The organism is Streptomyces sp. NPDC051907 (assembly GCF_040681075.1).
Lineage (GTDB): Bacteria > Actinomycetota > Actinomycetes > Streptomycetales > Streptomycetaceae > Streptomyces.
In genome coordinates this window covers 52679-69970 of sequence record NZ_JBFAYB010000041.1, presented here as the reverse complement: position 1 = coordinate 69970, position 17292 = coordinate 52679, and the positions used below count along the sequence as shown (strand labels likewise).

The 17292-nt window shown below is 69.3% G+C and carries 13 protein-coding genes; 9 read left to right on the top strand and 4 right to left on the bottom strand.

Annotated elements, in window-relative coordinates; translation table 11 throughout:
- Positions 1-238 precede the first annotated feature (238 nt).
- The gene (locus tag AB0M39_RS21855) at positions 239-889 is read left to right on the top strand and encodes a class F sortase (RefSeq protein ID WP_365366779.1); all 651 of its coding nucleotides are present in this window, start codon (positions 239-241) and stop codon (positions 887-889) included.
- A 12-nt stretch (positions 890-901) separates the two neighbouring features.
- On the opposite strand, the gene AB0M39_RS21850 is transcribed toward AB0M39_RS21855, so the two are convergent.
- Positions 902-1663, bottom strand: coding sequence for an agmatine deiminase family protein (locus tag AB0M39_RS21850; protein ID WP_365366777.1), 762 nt, complete (start codon positions 1661-1663; stop codon positions 902-904).
- Between the two features lie 509 nt (positions 1664-2172).
- Here AB0M39_RS21850 and AB0M39_RS21845 point away from each other — a divergent pair.
- On the top strand, positions 2173-2628 hold the full coding sequence (locus tag AB0M39_RS21845; protein ID WP_365366775.1) for a hypothetical protein: 456 nt from the start codon (positions 2173-2175) through the stop codon (positions 2626-2628).
- A 433-nt stretch (positions 2629-3061) separates the two neighbouring features.
- On the opposite strand, the gene AB0M39_RS21840 is transcribed toward AB0M39_RS21845, so the two are convergent.
- Entirely contained in the window at positions 3062-4453 is a 1392-nt protein-coding gene (locus AB0M39_RS21840) for a hypothetical protein (protein WP_365366773.1), read from the bottom strand.
- A gap of 320 nt (positions 4454-4773) precedes the next feature.
- Positions 4774-5097, bottom strand: a complete 324-nt coding sequence (locus AB0M39_RS21835; RefSeq protein WP_365366771.1) for a hypothetical protein — start codon at positions 5095-5097, stop codon at positions 4774-4776.
- Positions 5098-5310: 213 nt separating this feature from the next.
- Here AB0M39_RS21835 and AB0M39_RS21830 point away from each other — a divergent pair, with 213 nt between their 5' ends.
- The 7 genes from AB0M39_RS21830 to AB0M39_RS21800 all read left to right on the top strand — a co-directional run bounded on the left by AB0M39_RS21830 (position 5311) and on the right by AB0M39_RS21800 (position 14719).
- Positions 5311-5520, top strand: a complete 210-nt coding sequence (locus AB0M39_RS21830; RefSeq protein WP_365366769.1) for an SsgA family sporulation/cell division regulator — start codon at positions 5311-5313, stop codon at positions 5518-5520.
- A gap of 756 nt (positions 5521-6276) precedes the next feature.
- On the top strand, positions 6277-7164 hold the full coding sequence (locus AB0M39_RS21825) for a nucleic acid/nucleotide deaminase domain-containing protein (RefSeq protein WP_365366767.1): 888 nt from the start codon (positions 6277-6279) through the stop codon (positions 7162-7164).
- Positions 7165-7445: 281 nt separating this feature from the next.
- Positions 7446-8840: a hypothetical protein gene (locus tag AB0M39_RS21820; protein ID WP_365366765.1), complete on the top strand. Its 1395-nt coding sequence runs from the start codon at positions 7446-7448 to the stop codon at positions 8838-8840.
- A gap of 120 nt (positions 8841-8960) precedes the next feature.
- A complete protein-coding gene (locus AB0M39_RS21815; RefSeq protein WP_365366763.1) occupies positions 8961-10481 on the top strand; it encodes a nucleic acid/nucleotide deaminase domain-containing protein in 1521 nt (506 codons plus the stop codon).
- A gap of 25 nt (positions 10482-10506) precedes the next feature.
- A complete protein-coding gene (locus tag AB0M39_RS21810) occupies positions 10507-11061 on the top strand; it encodes an SUKH-4 family immunity protein (protein WP_365366761.1) in 555 nt (184 codons plus the stop codon).
- Between the two features lie 885 nt (positions 11062-11946).
- On the top strand, positions 11947-12300 hold the full coding sequence (locus AB0M39_RS21805) for a hypothetical protein (protein ID WP_365366759.1): 354 nt from the start codon (positions 11947-11949) through the stop codon (positions 12298-12300).
- Positions 12301-12349: 49 nt separating this feature from the next.
- Positions 12350-14719 (top strand): tetratricopeptide repeat protein, encoded by a 2370-nt coding sequence (locus AB0M39_RS21800; protein ID WP_365366757.1) that lies wholly within the window; start codon positions 12350-12352, stop codon positions 14717-14719.
- 571 nt (positions 14720-15290) lie between these two features.
- Here the strand turns inward: AB0M39_RS21800 and AB0M39_RS21795 are convergent.
- Positions 15291-16973 (bottom strand): WD40 repeat domain-containing protein, encoded by a 1683-nt coding sequence (locus AB0M39_RS21795; RefSeq protein WP_365366755.1) that lies wholly within the window; start codon positions 16971-16973, stop codon positions 15291-15293.
- Positions 16974-17292: the final 319 nt, after the last annotated feature.

Below are 17292 nucleotides of genomic sequence, written 5' to 3'. Positions count from 1 at the left end.
GGGCCACGGGCGAGGTGGCGGCCCCGCGCGGCGGCGTCGCCGCCGGTGAGCGGGTGGCCGAGCAGAGCGGGAACAGTGCCACCACCATCGCCGGGGCGGTCGTCGGCACGGCGCTCCTCGTGGGCGCCGGCACCGCCATGACGCGCCGCCGAGGCACCGTCCACCTCAACGACTGACCGAAATGTGTCGTGGTGCCGTCGAACCGCGGCGGCACCACGGCTCCGCCCCTGGAGCCCCCATGACCCGCACGATCGGCCGGCGCATCCGCACCTGGCGGACGCACGCCCGGCCCCTGCTGCTGTGTCTCGTCCTGACCACGACCGTCGGCGCCTGCGCGACCGACGGCGCCGAGGGCGGACCGAGCGGCGCGACGAACACCGGACCGCCCCCGGCCGCGACGGCGTCACACGTTCCCGCGAGCGATCCGGGCCGGGGCAAGGACACGAAGACGGTCCCGACACACGTGTCCATACCGTCTCTCGGCATCGACAGCGACCTGATGAGGCTCGGCCTCAACCGCGACGGCACCGTCGAAGTGCCGCCTGCCGACAAGGGGATGACGGCAGGCTGGTACACCGGGAACCCCCGGCCGGGAGAGCCCGGCGCAGCGGTGATCATCGGCCACAACGACACCCGCTTCGGCGAGGCCGTGTTCCACGACCTCAAGCGGGTTCGCGAGGGCGCGACGGTCGACGTACGCGACAGCGCCGGCGGCACCGTCCGGTTCACTGTCACCGGCACCGAGACCGTCGCGAAGAGCGCCTTTCCCACGGAGAGGGTCTACGGGGCCACGAAGGGGCGCGCCTTGCGACTGATCACGTGCGACGGCGCGTTCGACGCGGCCGGCCACCCCGTGGACAACCTGATCGTCTACGCCGTCGCACGCTGATCGCGGTCCGGATCAGGCGGCGGGCTGCTGCTGGGCGACGCAGTGGATGCCGCCACCGCCCGTGCCCAGGCGGTCGATGTTCAGCTGCTCGATGACGCGGTCCGGGTAGAGGCGGGCCAGGGTCGCCCTGGCCGCCTGGTCCGCACGCGTGTCGCCGAAGTGGGCGCTGATCACGGCCCCGTTGCAGAGGTAGTAGTTGGCGTAGGAGGCGAGGAAGTCCCGGCTGGTGGAGCGGATCTTCTCGTAATCCGGGCCCTGGAGGCGCATGACGTCCATCGGGGCGCCGGTGGCCGTCGTCGACGCGGACAGGATGCTGAACTGCTGGCGCGCGTCGCGGGCGTAGGCGTCGTTGTCGGTGGCGAGGGGCATCTGGACGAGGGCCTCGCCGGGGGCGAGGAAGCGGGACGTGGCGTCGACGTGGTCGTCGGTGATGTCCCGGCCCCGGACACCGTCGAACCAGATGACCTTGGACGCGCCGTACGCCTCGCACATCGCCGAGGTCAGCTGCCGCTCCGACATCCCGGGGTTGCGGTTGCGGTTCACCAGGCTGCTGCAGGTGGCCATCAGGGTGCCGGCGCCGTCCTGTTCGATGGCACCGCCCTCGCCGACCAGATCGGCGGAGGTGAAGGGGACGCCCATGTAGGCGGCGATCCGTCCGGCGACGAGGGCGTCCTTGGCGTGGGCCTGCTTGTTGCCCCAGCCGTTGAAGTTGAGGCCCACGGCGTCCAGGCTGCCGGCGCCGTCCGTACGGAAGACGGGGCCGCTGTCGCGCATCCAGCAGTCGTCGACGGGGATGGAGCTGATGACGGTGACGGTGGAGCCGCCGGCAACCGCCTCACGGCGCTGGCGCTCCGGCCGGACGACTCCGGTTCAACTGCGACAACTGGGAGACCTACCACGATGCCTTCGCCGCCCTCCGCCCATGAACACCCCGCACTCCCGCACAGCCAGGCACACGTCCACAACGCCGGCACCCTGCCCGCGGGCACCCGGTCGGTCCACTTGGACAGCCCCTTCCAACGGCCCGGAACGCAGGTCACCGTCCTCTGGCCCGAGCAGCGTGTCCGCAGAGTTGTGTTCGTCCTGCCCTCGAAAAGGACGACGGGCACAAGTACGGCAACAGCCTCGCCGAGATCCGACGGCTCCCGGCCCACCTGCGCGACGGAACCGCCTACGCCGCACCGACGTTCAGCGAGTCGCCCTGGCTGGTCAACCACGCCACCCGGGTCGACTGCCAGCAGGAGGACCACCTCGTCCACCTGGTCCTGCCGACCGTCCTGGCCATGCTCGGCACGCAGGACCGGCCCCCGGTACACCTGCTGGGATTCAGCAAGGGCGGCTTCGCCGCCCTCAACCTGCTGACCCGGCACCCCGGCAACTTCGCCATCGCCAGCGTCTGGGACGCCTCACTGCTCAGCGACCGGCCGCCCCACCCGCAGCTCGTAGAAGTCGCCGGCAGCATCGCACGGCTCGACGAGTACGACGTGCGGCACAACCTGCGCCGCCACGCCCGAGCCCTCCAAGGGCCCCGCCGTATCGCGCTCGGGGGCATCGGCACCCTGGAAGCCGACTGGACCGCCGGCCGTCAGCTCCTCGAAACGCTCGGCATCCCCCATGACGCCTACCGGGATGCCCCGGCGGACCACCGGTGGGACACCGCGTGGCTCGCTCCCGCCATCCGCCACCTGCTCGCCCTCGAAGCAGACTTCCTCCCGGGCGCTCGAGCCCGGGAGGAGTGACGGCGGGGAAAGGTCTCAGTCCTTCAGCAGCCCGTCGCGCACCTGGAAGGACTGCTTCCATCGCCAGCGAGAGTCAACCTGACGCTGCGGTGCCCAATGCACCGGCGGTTCGGAGCCGCGCCGGGCACGCAGAAAGGCGCGGCCCGCGCGCCATGATCCAAGCGCTGCGGACCGACGCCCACAACTCCATGGACGGCCGCCCGTACGTGTATTCGTAGCCTGCGCCGATCACCGATCCCGGAGCCCGGGACTCTTCGTGCACCGTGCGGTCGACCGCGCTGGCATCACACGTCGCAGTGGCTGAATTGGTGGCCGACGCCGACTGCGCGGCAGCCCGGTACGCGGCCCGCCCCAGCTCCTCACGCCGGCTGGTATGCCCGGATCGACGGAAAGGGTCTGGCCCTAACCGCTATGGTGAGGCGCGCCTGCCCGGTTACGGGCTCCAATTATTCTGTGTGGCTTTTGTCAGGACCTGCTGTGCGACTTGCTTGTTCTGCCAGACGCTGTCGTCGTGAACGCCTGCGTGACCGGCACCCTTGAGTTCAATGTCAACGATGCCTTTCAGTGCGGACGACCGGCGTTTTCCGAGCGCACTCTTGCGGTCGGCGAGCAGGACGGGGTCGTGTTTGGCGCGAACGGAGATGATCAACGGAACGTTCTGCTTGATGATCTCGACTGCATCATTCCCGTCGATGTCATTCCCGTCGATGTTCTGGACTTTAGGTTTCTTGTCCCAGTCGTAGTCCGGGCAGGCAAGCGCGACCATGAGGTCGACCCTCAGGTTGCGGTAGGCGGCAGCTGACAGCAGCACGGTGCCGCCGTGGCTGTGGGCGAAGGCTGTCTTCAGCCAGCCGGTGCCCTGTTGCCGATCGACCCACCATCTCAGTGCCTTGCCCGCAACGTCCCGCTGGTGGTCGCTGTTGTTCCCCGACCATTCAAAGGGGTCGTCCCCTGCGTACAGGCCGGTCCCGAGTTGGTCGTTCGCGAGGAATTGGTGGAAGGCGCCCGTGGGCCGCCACCATTGGCCGCTGGGCTTCTTGTTCGCCCAGGTGCCGTGGATGATCAACGATTCTTGGACCGCGCCAGTGGTGCCGGGTGGCGCCAGTGCGCCTGTGCCGGGGATGCCAGTTGGGCCGGGAGGCTGGGAGGTCCCCGTGTCGGCTTCGGCGGTGTCCGGCTCGCCGCCAGTGTCGGCGACGGTCGGCTGGGCCTCGTCCGTCTGTGCCAGGCCGGACAGTGCGTTGCCGGCCATGACGCGGACGTCCTCGGAGTCGGAGGTGAGCCCGGCCTCCAGGACGCTCCTGACGGATTGCTCGGCGCCGGCCTGCCGGCTTCGAGTCCTGCCGCCCGGCTGCCAGGTGAGCTCTGAGGCGGCAGCGACCCGCAGGAGCTCTTCCTCCTCGTCGTCGGAGTGCAGTGCGGCGCGGAGGAAAGCAACCGCCGCGACCTGCCGGCTCGGTTCGTCTGCAGAGCCGCGCAGGTCGTACCACAGGACACGTCGGGCTTCTGCCTGAAGACCGGCCCGCAACGGACGACCAGCCACAGCAAGAGCGATGCTCTCATTCTCCGGATGCCGAGTTCTCGCATACGCGAGGCATTCCTCCAGAGTGACGCTGTCACGGAGAGGGGCCACCTTGGGGGCCTCAAGTTCGTCAATCATGCCGCCGTCCTGCGTGTCCGCTTCCGACAGCAGGTACTTGTGGCCGCTGAGCTGCGCCCCGATGGCGAGGACCTGTATTACCTGGGAGACGGTGTCGGCATCTCGATCGTCCGTGCGAACGAACGCCGCCTGGCCCGGCCGGGGTTCTACTACGGCGTCACTCACGAGTGCCCCTGGAGAGATGGGATTGCTTTTGAGGACGAGACTTCCGGAAACTTGACCGCTGCACACGCCTGACGCGCCGTTGTGCGAGGGGCTGGCCACCTGCGGAGGCCGGAAGGCGGACCTGGGCGGTCGGCTACGCGGTCTCGCTGCGCGCCGACCCTGCGGACCGGGGGGGGTGAAGCCCGCCCGTCACCTGCGCGTCAAGCAGCCCAGGGGGTTGTCGGAACGGTTCTGGCGGGGCTGCCTGCCCACAACGCGGCCTCGCTGCCTTTGGACGGCGCGGCTGCATTCGCGTCTTCTGAAGCTGGCACGGCCGGGGCCTACTCCCGTATCCGGCTGGATTGCTGGCGGTGGGGAGTTCGCGGGATCGTCGGTGCTGTGGATCCGTTGCGCGCTTCGATCGCAGTCAGCCGCCTGGTGGCCGAGCCATGGAGGTGGTAGCCGTCCCGTGGCATGGGCCTGTATTCGATGATCGTGTGGAAGAAGGCGACGGAGGCGGCGAAGGAGGCGCCGCCGACGAGGACGGCGTCGGCGGTCGTGCCGCCCTTGTGGAAGGTGAGGAGGCCTGCACCGAGGGCGGTGAGGATGCCGAGAAGGAAGACGACGGCGGAGCGCTGGCCGAGGAGGGGACCGCGGTCGTTCATGACGACTCCCGATTGCTGGCAGGGCGACACAGCCGATGCGGCGACGGTGTCCGGTTGTGGTTGCTGTAGCCGGGCGCGCTGCCTTTGCCCCCGGGTGGTACGAGTCAAGCTCCGGGGCCGTCACGGCGCGGTGGCAGGAACCCCGGCGAGGGGGGACCGCGATGACGGAGCCGACAAGGAAAGCCATGGACCTCGACCTCGACGCCGCTCGAAGTGACACAGACGACTTCGACGCACTGCTGGCCGCATCCGGCTGGCGAACGGGTAGGAGCCCAAGTCGAGTGGATCTTCGCGCGCGAGCTCCTCGTCGAAGGGCTGCGTCGTTCCTCCGGCGCGGGAGACGTCACGGTTTACAGAGCCGAGGCACCTCTCGGGCAGGAAGGGCCTATGAGCGTGTTCATCAGGCTCAGTTCGCCGGAGTGACGGGCCAAACTCGCCATGCGCTCGAGCGACCTGGAGATCTTTCTCGAGCAGACGCGAGCCGTCGTCGTCTATGGATCCGAGTACCTCCACATGCGGATTCCTTGGGAGAGGCTGACCGAAGAACTGTGGTGGCATCCCAATTCCCACCGTTAGCCCGAACGGCTCGCCGAGGCGTGCGATAGCACGAAGGCCCGCAGGCCCCTCGACAACCGTCTGCAGACTCAAGGGGAGACAGTGCATGTCAACCGGAGATCGCTCCCGGTCAGCCGGATGCAGCGACAAGGCTGGTCGATCGGTGCACTGCTGAGCAAATGGACCCGCGTACGGCAGGTGCCAGGGACGTCCACCGGCGCGATGCGATCGTACGGAGCCAGTGCAGTTCGTGGTCAACGCCAGTGGATATCGTCGGTGTCCGGGCCTTGTGGCCGTGCCGACACCAGCGCGGCTGCCAGGAGTTGGTCCAATCGCCCGGCCGCGCAGCAGGATCGATGCCACAGGCTCGGCTGAGCCGGTGGCCGGTCGGCCTGAATGTGTATTGGGTCCGGAAATACTCCCGGCGTGCGCTGGCGACGGGCTGTCGTCGGGTGCGGGTGATCACGGCCCACTGCCGCACGCCGGCCGTCGCCTTCGCAATTGCTTGATCACATGTTGCGCGGTCGGCGGCGTACTGCGTTCACGCGGCGGTCGGCGGCAGTCAGTGCTCGCGGATAGGGTCGTCTGTGACCGTCGGCCGTCCGTCTGTATTGCGAGGTTCTCATGTCGTCCCCTGTCCCGGAGCTCGGCGACGAGCTGGTCCGGCACTTCGGCCGTGAGGGGCTACGCCGGTTCGAGCCGGCCAGTTGGCTTGGGGCGCGCGTGCCGGCGGATGCGCAGGCGCTCTTGGAGGGGGCTGGTGTGCCGGTGAGTATCGCTCCCTATTTTCAGGCTCCGGGTCTGGACGAGGCTGTGGCTCTCGGCGTCGTGGCCGCCCGCTCCTCGGGCCCGCGGCCGCATGAGGCGATGGAAGACTGGCCGCGCATTGGGTTCGACGGCCTGGCTCACCTGTGTGTGCGTCCCGACGGCGCCGTGCAGGCCGTCGTGCTGCAGGACGTCGTGGATGACATGTTCGTCAGCACCGATGTCTCTTCGCTCAATGCGTCGCTGTTGGCCTTGGACCGCGCACGCCCGTTGATCGTGTCGGCTTCGGGTCTGGAGGAGGCGGCGGCGGTCTTCCGTGATCTGAGCCTGGAGCTGCGCCGGATCGACGCGGTGGCCTTCCAGGAGCGGGAGTCGTGGTGGCCGCGTGTGCTCGACGACCTTCGGCACACGCTGAACTTCCCGTTCTCCGCGGCGTTCGAGTACGTCGACGCCGCTGGCGTCAAGCAGGTGGCCACGCAGGCCACGGGGCCGGGTCGGGCGCATCCGGAGGAGATCCTCTGGCGGCGTCTGTCGGGGGAGGGCGTGGCAGCGGGGCAGGTGCGGCGCGTCTACTGCGAGCTGGAGCCGTGTCTCATGCCCGGCCACTACTGCGCGGTGTGGATGCAGGAGACCTTCCCGCAGGCGCAGTTCACGCACAGTTTCGACTACGGGGGCACCGCTGAGTCCCGCGAGGAGGGGCTCCGGGACTTGATCACCCACGCCGCCGAGCAGGCGAGGCGTCGCTGATGGGGTGGGATCGGCCCGCGGCTGGCCGTGAGCCGGCGGCCGCGGCGCTACTCGGGTGGCTTGCCGACCCGCAGGCCCCTCGTCTGTGCCTGGTGTCAGGATCTGAGGGGAGCGGGAAGTCGGGGCTGCTGGCATGGCTGGTGCGCCACGGCAGCCGGCCGGGAACTCCGGCGGAGCGCAGGGTCCACGCCGTCGTCCCCTCCGCGGGGGCGAGTCTGAACGGGGCCGTGTGGTCGATTGCCGACCAGCTCGGCTTCGTGGCACGGGTGCCGGGGGAGCTCGTGGCGGCGCTGGTGCGGGACCCGCGTCGCACGGTGATCGTCCTGCCGGACCTTCACGAGGAGGATGTGGCCGAGTTGGCCCTCGAGTTGGCCCGTCTGCCGCATGCCCGGCTGATCGTCGAGTCCCGTTCCGCGAGCCCCGCGCATCTTCTGCTGGCCGGGGGCGACTGCGCCGAGCTGGACCTGGACCTGGCGCAGTGGAGGGACCAGGGCCGATTCGATCAGTGGCAGGCTTCCCAGCCCGACGACCATGCCGCCACTGAGCCTGCGCCGCGAGCGGTGGGTGCGGAGGTGGACCTGTCCGATCCGGTGGTGGTCTGCGGGGCCGATCCGTGGCTGGTCACGGCCGCGTACGAAAGGTTCGGCGGCCAGGATCACGGTGGGCTCGCGGCCGCGTGGTTCCGGGCGGGGCAGTCACTGTGCAGAGAGCAGCCGCCGGCGTCACGCGCTCTGACTCTGCTCGGCGTCCTGGGCGACAGCGCGGATCCCAGGCTTGCGCCCGCGCTGGCCGAGCTGGCCGCAGGCGCGGGCTGGCGAGTGGCGTGGAGCAGGGTCCGAGGCGACGTCGCTCCGCCCTGGCCGGGCCCCGCAACGACGCTGGCCATGGGGAGGGGGCCGCTGGCCGGGTGCGTCTTGACGGCTGGCCCCGATGGCTGCTTGAAGGCTGTGAACCTGGCGGACGCCACCGCACGCGGCCGCTCTCCGGGGGCGTGCCCTGAGCCTGTGGCGCTGACTGTCCTGTCGGACGGGACCGTTTTGATGCTCGACGAGAACGGCCGTGCCCAGTCCGAGGGCGTCTGGGCCGGGCGGGCCGCGGGATCGGGGATAGAGGGTCTGCTGGGCGAGGAACCCTCGGGCTGTCAGCGGCTGCTCGCGTCCCTGCAGGGGCACACGGGTACGGCGCTGGCCTCCACGACGGGCCCTGACATCGGGGTCGTTGCACTGGGGGATGCGACCGGGACGGTGCGGGTCTTCGGCGACGTCGCAGACTCCGTTTGCCTGCACGAGGGGCCGGTGACGGCTCTGGCGGCACTCGCTCTCCCGTTGGGCGGCGAGAGCACCGTGCCGCTCCTCTACAGCGGGGGAGCGGACGGCACGGTGAGGGCATGGTCGCCGGGACGCGCCCCCATGGCCGATGCCCTTCTTGTTCGGCCCTGCCCCGTGGTGTCCCTCGACGCCGCCGTCTTTGAGGACGGGGCTGCGACCGTGGTCGCCTGGGGCGACGGCGTTGTGGAGTGCCTGTACTGGGACACAGGCGCACGGCGAGCGTTCCGGCCCGGTCCGCCCGTCCGGGCGGTGGCTCTCGACGAGGTCGGTCGCGTTGTCGTCGGGATGGACGAGGCCTTGACCTGTCTGTTCCCGCGTCAGTCGCGTGCTGGCGGCGACGTCGTGTAGCTGCGACTGGGGTTGTGTGACCTCGCTGTGGCCTCATATGCGTGGAGTTGACGGCAGATCAGCCGCCGTAGAGGGTGGGTAGGCGGATGCCTGGGGAACACGGGGGTTACACACATGGGGATGACGCTGCCTGACGAGCTGGTCGAGGTTCTGGACCTGGTCGGCGTCGACTGGCCGCAGATCGACGAGGACGAGGTCAAGGCTTCCGCCAAGGACTACCGCAACCTGGCCGACGGCATCCGGGACGCGGTGAAGGAGGGCAACGACGCCTGCTCGCACATCGTCGGGGGCAAGAGCAAGGGCGAGACCGTCAAGGCCATCGACCGCCGATGGGGCAAGCTCACCACCAGAGACCTCGCCACCTTCGCCAAGGGGTGCGACGACCTGGCCGGCGCCCTGGACGACTGCGCCGGCCTGATCGTCACCTGCAAGGTCGCCATCATCACCAAGCTCAGCGCAACGGCCGCCGCCGCCACAGCGGGCGTCATCGGAATGATCTTCACCGCTGGCCTCAGCGGGCTGCTCTCGGCTGCGGCCATCGGCGCAGCCCGCTTGATCATCCTGGAGGCCATCGACTATGCCATCGAGCAGGTCACATCGATCGTGACCGACAAGATCGAGGGCAAGATCCTCGCAGAGATCGAGGGGCTGTTCTCCGACCAGCTGGGCGGAGGCGGCACGCACGACGTCATGGCCATGGGCGGCGCGGACATGGCCATGGACCTCGTCATCGAGTTCGACGAGTTCGAGCGCTCCGCCGGCGACTATAAGAAGACCGCCGCCAACTTCGACAAGAGGAAGGGCGAGTTCAAGGACGGCGGGGCCGGCCGCAAGTCCTCGGTGAAGAAGGACAGCCGGTTCCACAAGCTGTCCACCGTGATGGACAAGGCCGAGGACGCGGTCGACAAAAAGGCCGACGAGATGGTCAAGACCCTCGAAGACCACGGCGGCAAGATCGACAAGAGCAAGGGCTCGCACAAAGAGGAGGACGATCACCAGAAGAAGAAGCTTGAGAAATGCAAGCAGGACGGCGACGGCGAGGTGCGGGCCTACCTGCTCAACGCGGACGGATCGGTGGAACGTCTGTACGGGAACGGTAAGACGGGCGAGATCGATGGCGTGGACAAGGCGAGGCTCGACGGCGTTGTGTTGAACGACGGGAAGGCGTGGATTCCCAGCACCCCGAAGGAGAAGAGCGAGTTCTACGCCGATTCGAAGCACCCGGGCAAGACGTCATCGACGAAGATTGCCTTCGCCAGCAAAGACGATCTGGTGCAGGCCACGCAGGCGGCCAGAATCGCCCGCGACGACTACAAGGGGACCAACTACGCCGCCGGCCGGTACGTCGACCCCGACGGAACGCAGTCCATTCTCGTCGGCTACAGCAATAAGAACGGTCACTCCGAGCGAATGATCGGGCGCCCCCTCCTGCACAACGGCAAGCAGGATGGCCTGACCGAGGTCTTCACCGAACGAGAGCCCTGCAGGAAGAACCCCGAATGCGCACGATGGCTGGACTATTATTTCAAGCAAGACGTGAAGGTGACGCACGTCGCCGACTATTACACGCCGGAAGGGAAGACCACGAACAAGGAGCACACCCAGTACCTCGACTATCTGAAGAAACTCCACGGCAAGTAGCAGCCGGTAAGGTAGGATGGCGGGCGTGAACTTCTCTGTGACCCCAATGCAGTTGGTTCGGGCCTACGGGCTGGACAATATCGTGTACTTCCCGCAGAGCGCGGGAATCGAATTCGATCCGCGTTCGGCCAGCTTCCTGAGCGCTGTAGGGCTTCCGCATTCGGACGTCTTCGTATCCCGGGAGGACGTCGAGGATCCCTACCCGGTCGATCTTGATGCGATCACCCTGGGGAGCCGTTTCGATCACTACGGAATTCCCTGCCCGGCGGAGAGCCGGACCTGGTGGATGCTCGGTTACCTGTTCACCTCCCTCGTCGCCGTCGATCCCAAGTCTGCGAAAGTCTATGCCTTTCCGGAGGGATCCACCGGCTGCATTGAACTCCACCGAGACGTCGAGTCCCTCGTGTACGCGCTCGTCGAATTCCGCAGGCTGGAGGTCGACCACGACAACGATGTTGACCCGGAGGAACTGTCGGCGCGTTTCAAGCAGGTGGTTGGCACCTTCGACCCAACCCCCTTCGCTGACGACGAATCACAGTGGAACCTGTCGCTGGAGGAGTTGGAACACGGTATGTGGTAGTCGCCTGCTAAACCGGCGGCCCCACCCCCCAGATCTTTCCTGAGAGCTCGTAACAGGATTTTGCTGAGGCGCCCTGATCGGGCGTGACTGAGGTGACGACTCGGCTGTTCGTGGCGTCTGACGACTCGGCCGTGGCTCGTGGGCGATGACTTGTGGCCGCTTGTGGCGCCGTTGCCAGAACGTTTCAGCACCGTCGAGGCAACCCAGTTCGTCGTGACGATGTTGTTCGCGTTGACCCTCCTGATGATCCACCTTTCCCTTGCAGGGGGAGAAATGCGGGCTGCCCTGCAGCTTGTCCCTTTGGCGTGGTGCTCGCCAGGGCCTACTTCCAAGTCCCCCAACTACTTGGACAACAGCTGCTCTGTCCAACCGACTGCCCCAGGGCTGCCGGCACCCAGTCACCGTCACGGCACCGGGGGCCAGCCCTTCGGCAGCACCCGGCGATTCAGGAATGGGAGCCCTCGTCGACACCGTGACCAAGTGGGTCACCCGCGGGGCGACTTCAGCGACCTTCGTCGGGGGCAACGCTGATCTCGGAGCAATCCGATAGGCGTCCCGAACGCAGGAAGGTCCGACGCAGGACGGTAGGGGTAAGAATCACGTCGACGATCCTCCTGCCATTCGGGGGCACGCGGTGAGGGAAGGGTCGAGTCGGTCGAGGTGGGTGGCTGGTGCGGGTTCGGTCGAGGGGATGGCGATCTCCTGGAGGGCGGGTGGCGGCGATGTCGCGTAGCAGCCGGTTGCCCGGCTGGATCGAACAAGTTCGGTGCGCCGGATCTTTGGCGCTGACAGGATGCGTACTTCTTTAGACGGAGACATCACGTCACTATGTGAAGTGGCGGACCGTCGGCCGGCCGACGGCGGGCGCAGCGGGGGAGGGCTGGTATGTCACCGAGGTGGAAGGTCACGGTCATCGTGCTGGCGGCGGCTGGAGTGGTGTCCACGCCGTTGATCTGGCTGCTGGGCAGCCCGGATGCCGGGCAGCTGGCCGGGGCGTCCGTCCAAGCCGGCGTCGGCATCGCGGCCTTGGCCTGGGCCTGGTTCCAGCAGTCGGGAAACCGTGCGGACGACACGGCCGTGAGGACTGGAGTGGCAGACGCGAGCGGCGGGGGCACGTCCGTCACGGGCATCAGGCGTCCGCAGGGCCGGGGCAGTGGGTCGGCGAACGCGGAGGGGACCGGGAATGCCACCGCCACCGGCGACGGAAGCAGCGCCGTCAGCGGCGTCGACTACACCTGACAGGACCGCGGGACGGGCGGCTACGGGGAGAGCAGGTGCGCGGGGCACGGTGAGATGGCGTAGGCGCAAGGGTGTCGTGGTCGTGGAGGGCCGGGACGGCGAGGCGGCTGCCACAGCCACCGGTGCGGCGCAGGCAGAGTCCGGAGCGGCAGCGGTGAGCGGCCACCGTGGGCTGGCCCCGGTGGCCGGTGTGACCGTGTCCCGGACGGGGGCCGCGACCGCCACGGGGCCGGGCGCGACGGCTGTCAGCGGCAGCATGACAGTGGTGCAGCAGCGGCGTGGACCGCAGGAGCCAGCCGTCTGGCCGCACCAGGTCGGCGTTATCCCGCCCCCGGCGAGCGCCTTTCAGCGCCGTGCCGAGGCAAAGACGCTGCGGGCGGCGATCGGCGGCGGCGGCGGCGGCGGCGGGACCGCCGTGCTGCACCAAGTCCCAGCTGGCGGGGGCGTGCCGGGACGAGTTCTGACCGGCATGGGCGGAGTGGGCAAGACCCAACTCGCCGCTGACTGCGCCCGCGCCGCCTGGGCGGACGGTGCCCTGGACGTCCTGGTCTGGATTACCGCCAGTACCCGCTCGGCGGTCGTGACCGGATACGCGCAGGCCGGCGTCGAGCTGTGTCGGGCCGACCCCGGCGACCCCGAGCAGGCCGCAGGTTCGTTCCTGGCCTGGCTGACCCCGAAGGCCGCAGCGCAACCGTGCCGGTGGCTGATCGTCTTGGACGACCTCGCCGACCCCGACGACCTGCGCGGCCTGTGGCCGCCCGCCAGCGGACACGGCCGGACCCTGGTCACCACCAGACGCCGGGATGCCGCCCTGACCGGAGAAAGCCGCCGCCGGATCGAGGTCGGCCTGTTCACCGAGGAGGAGGCCCTCGCCTACCTCACCGCGTCCCTGGCCGCGCACCGCCGCAGCGAGCCCGCCGCCCAGCTCGCCGCGCTCGCCGCCGACCTCGGATATCTGCCCCTGGCTCTGGCCCAGGCCGCCGCCTACCTGATCGACTCCGGCGACGACGTGGCCGCCTACCGCGCCCTGCTGGCCGACCGCGCCACCACCCTCGCCGATGCCGCTCCCGACGCGCTGCCGGACGAACAGGTACTGCCGCTGAGCGCCGCCTGGTCTTTGTCCATCGGCCGCGCCGACACCCTCCGCCCCGTCGGCCTGGCCCGCCCCCTGCTCCACCTGATCGCCCTGCTCGATGCCAACGGCATCCCCGAGCACGTGCTGACCAGTGCCCCCGCGCTCGCTCACCTCACCGCACACCGCACCCGGACCGGCCGGGGCCTCGCCGAAGAACCGGACTTGGTCTCTGCCCGCGACGCCGTGCGCGCTCTGCGGGCTCTTCACCGGCTCAGCCTCATCGGCCATGCTCCCGACACCCCGCACCAGGCCGTCCGCGTCCACCAACTCGTCCAGCGCGCCACCCGCGACACCCTCACGCCCGCCCAGCACGAGCAGGCCGCCCGGACCGCCGCCGACGCCCTGCTCGCCGCATGGCCCGAGATCGAACGCGACACCGCTCTCGCCCAGGTCCTGCGCGCCAACACCACCGCCCTCGCCACCTGTGCCGAAGACGCCCTGTACCATCCCGACGCACATGCGGTGCTGCACCACGCTGGCGACAGCCTCGGCGAATCAGGACAGTTCACTGCCGCTGTCGCCCACTACCGCCAGCTGGCCGATCTCTCCCGCTTGCATCTTGGGCCCGACCACCCCTGCACCCTGACCGCGAGGCACAGCGTTGCCCGTTGGCAAGGGAGCACGAGGGATGCGGCTGGTGCTGCGGAGGCCCTCGAGGAGCTGCTGGAGGACTTTCTGCGGGTGCTGGGTCTGAACCACCCCCGTACTCTGGCCGTTCGGCATGAGCTTGCGCGGTGGCGAGGGGCTGCTGGTGATGCCGCCGGGGCGGCGAGTGCGCTCGCCGAATTGGTGGACGACCGGACCCGCATGCTGGGTCCCGAGCACCCTGACACTCTCACCACCCGTGGTCACCTTGCCCGTTGGCAAGGGAGCGCGGGGGATGCGGTTGGCGCGGCGGAGGCCCTTGAGGAGCTGTTGGAGGACTATCTGCGGGTGCTGGGTCCGAACCATCCTCATACTCTGGCTGTTCGGCATGAGCTTGCGCGGTGGCGAGGGGCTGCTGGTGATGCCGCCGGGGCCGCGAGTGCGTTCACCGATCTGCTGGACGACCGGACCCGCGTGCTGGGCCCCGAGCACCCCCATACCCTGGCCGCGAGGCGGAGCCTTGCCTGGTGGCGGGGGAGCGCCGGGGATGCGGCTGGCGCGGCGGAGGCCCTCGAGGAGCTGCTGGAGGACTATCTGCGGGTGCTGGGTCCGAACCACCCTCATGCCCTGGCCGTTCGGCATGAGCTCGCCCGGTGGCGGGAAGAGCTGGCCAGGGACGACGGTTCGGCCACAGCGTAGGGGTCCCGTATTGGTGCGGTCGGGCAGCCGGATCACAGCAACTGCGGCTGAGCGCCCTATCCGGCACCGTCGGCCCCCGACCACACCACGAACCTGCAGTCCAGCGAAATGATCGCACCCGGTACCCGACAAGGTCGCCGCCGACCTGGAGCAGAATACGGCCGAACAGGACGCGTCCCGCGCGGAGCTCGAGGCCCTGCGCACGCGGATCGGAACCCTGGAGCAGGACCACCTGCTCCCGCAGTGCGAGACTCTCGCGACGCGCCACGGCGGGAAGCCCTCGTCCGCCCCGGCGGCCGAGGAAGCAGCGAGGAGGCCCGCTGTAAAGACGGCCACGGCGAAGAGGCCTGCGGCGAAGACGGCCGCATCGAAGCCCGCGGCGAAGGCGGCCGACGGGAACGGCCCGGCGCTCGCCGATCTGATGCACGCGCAACTCAGCTCCGAGGACGAGCCACCGCGTACGGCGGGCGAGATCGCGAAGGCTCTCGCCGCGGCTCACCTCGGCCGCAATGGCGAATTGCGTGCTGACGGCGACATCGGCACGTCCGGTTTCGAGGCTGCGTCGTGCCGGTCAGTCTGCCGGGCACACTGGGCTGGCTGACTGGTCCGGCAGGTACGTCGAGCGTTCCTCCGGGGTGAGGTCGCGGTTGACGGCGCCGCAGATCTTCTTGACCGCTTCGGCGGGCCGGGGGAGGACCACGTTCCACAGCCGTGCGGTCTTGTCGAGGCTGGCGGTGGCGACGGTGTGTCCGTCGGGGGTGAACGCCACCGAGAGCACGTCAGCGGTGTGCGCGGGCAGGAACGCTCGGGCCGCGCCGGTGGCCGCGTCCCACAGCATCATGTTCCAGTCGCTGCTTCCGGTGGCGAGGGTGCGGCCGTCGGGACTGAACGCGACCGCGTTCACCGTGGCGGCGTGTCCGGTCAGGGTGGCACGCCTGGCGCCGGTGGCCGCGTCCCACAGCCTGGCGGTGCGGTCTTCGCTTCCAGTGGCGACGGTTCTGCCGTCGGGGCTGAACACCACGGAATGGACCTGGTTCGCGTGTCCGGACAGGGTCCTGCGGACCTTGCGGGTCGCCACGTCCCACAGTCGTGTCTTCCCGTCGGCGCTGGCAGCGGCCACGGTACGTCCGTCAGGGCTGAACGCCACCGAATAGACCTGGTCGGACCGTCCGGTCAAAGTGGCGCGGGGCGTGCGGGTGCTCACGTCCCACAGGCGTACGGTGCCGTCGGCGCTGCCGGAGGCCAGCGTGGTGCCGTCGGGGCTGAACGCCACCGAATGCACCATGTGGGCGTGCCCGGCCAGCGTGGCGCCTGCGGTGCCGGTGGCCGCGTCCCACAGCCGCACGCTCTGGTCGGTGCTGCCGGTGGCGAGCGCGGTGCCGTCGGGGCTGAACGCCACCGACTGCACTTCGGCGGCGTGTCCGGTCAGGGTGGCGCGTGGGGTGCCGGAGCCCATGTCCCACAGCTGCACGCTGCTGTCGTAGCTGCCCGTGGCGAGGGTGCGCCCGTCGCGGGTGAATGCCGCAGAAGACAGCCCGCTGGCGTGTCCGGCCAGGACTGTGCGCGTCGCACCGGAGTCTGTGACGTCCCACAGCCGTACCGTCTTATCGCGGCTGCCGGTGGCGAGCGTGGTGCCGTCGGGGCTGAACGCCACCGAATACACCATGCTGGCGTGTCCGATCAGGGCGCTCAGCGTGGCGCCGGTGGCGAGATCCCACAGCCGCACGCTGTGGTCGCCGCTTCCGGTCGCGAGGGTGCGGCCGTCGTGACTGAAGGCCACGGAGAGCACCTCGCCGGCGTGTCCGGCCAGAGTGGAGCGGGCGGTGCCCGCGCGGACGTCCCACAGCACCGCCGTCCCGTCGGTGCTGCCGCTGGCGAGGGTGCGGCCGTCGCGGCTGAACGCCACCGAGTACACCTGACCGTCATGTTCGTCCAGGGCCGTGCGGAGCTCGCCGCCAGCTGCATCCCACAGCCGCACCATGGAGTCCCAGCTGCCGGTGGCGAGGGTGCGGCGGTCGGGACTGAAGGCCACCGTGTACACCTGGTCGCGGTGTCCGGTCAGCGTGGCGTGGGTCTTGCCCGTCGCCGTGTCCCAGAGGCGCGCCGTGCGGTCGGCGCTGCCGGTGGCGAGGGTGCGGCCGTCGGGGCTGAACGTCACCGAGAACACCGTGCCGGAGTGCCCGGCGAGGGTCGCGCGGCGCTTGCCTGTGGCCACGTCCCACAGCCGGACCGTGACTTGCTCGAACGCGTTCACGTCGCTGCCAACACGCCTGTCGAAGAGGGGCGATTGGCCGCCGTCAGCCGAGCCTCCCTACAGGTCGACCTGGCCAATGCGCTGGGGCGGAACATGCGTCTTGCCGCACGCGTACGTCAGTTGGAGAAGCGGTTCTCTGAGCAACTGGGAGAGCACGCCTGGAGCGAATCTGGGCTGGGAGCCCCACCAGATGTCGATCAACTTCAGCGCCACGTGGCCTTGTTGGAGTAGGAACTCGTTGAGAAGCAGGGAGAGCTTGTAGAGCGGACGGAGGAACTTGAGGCCGCCCGAGCCGCCAACCGGGAGCTAACCCGGCTAC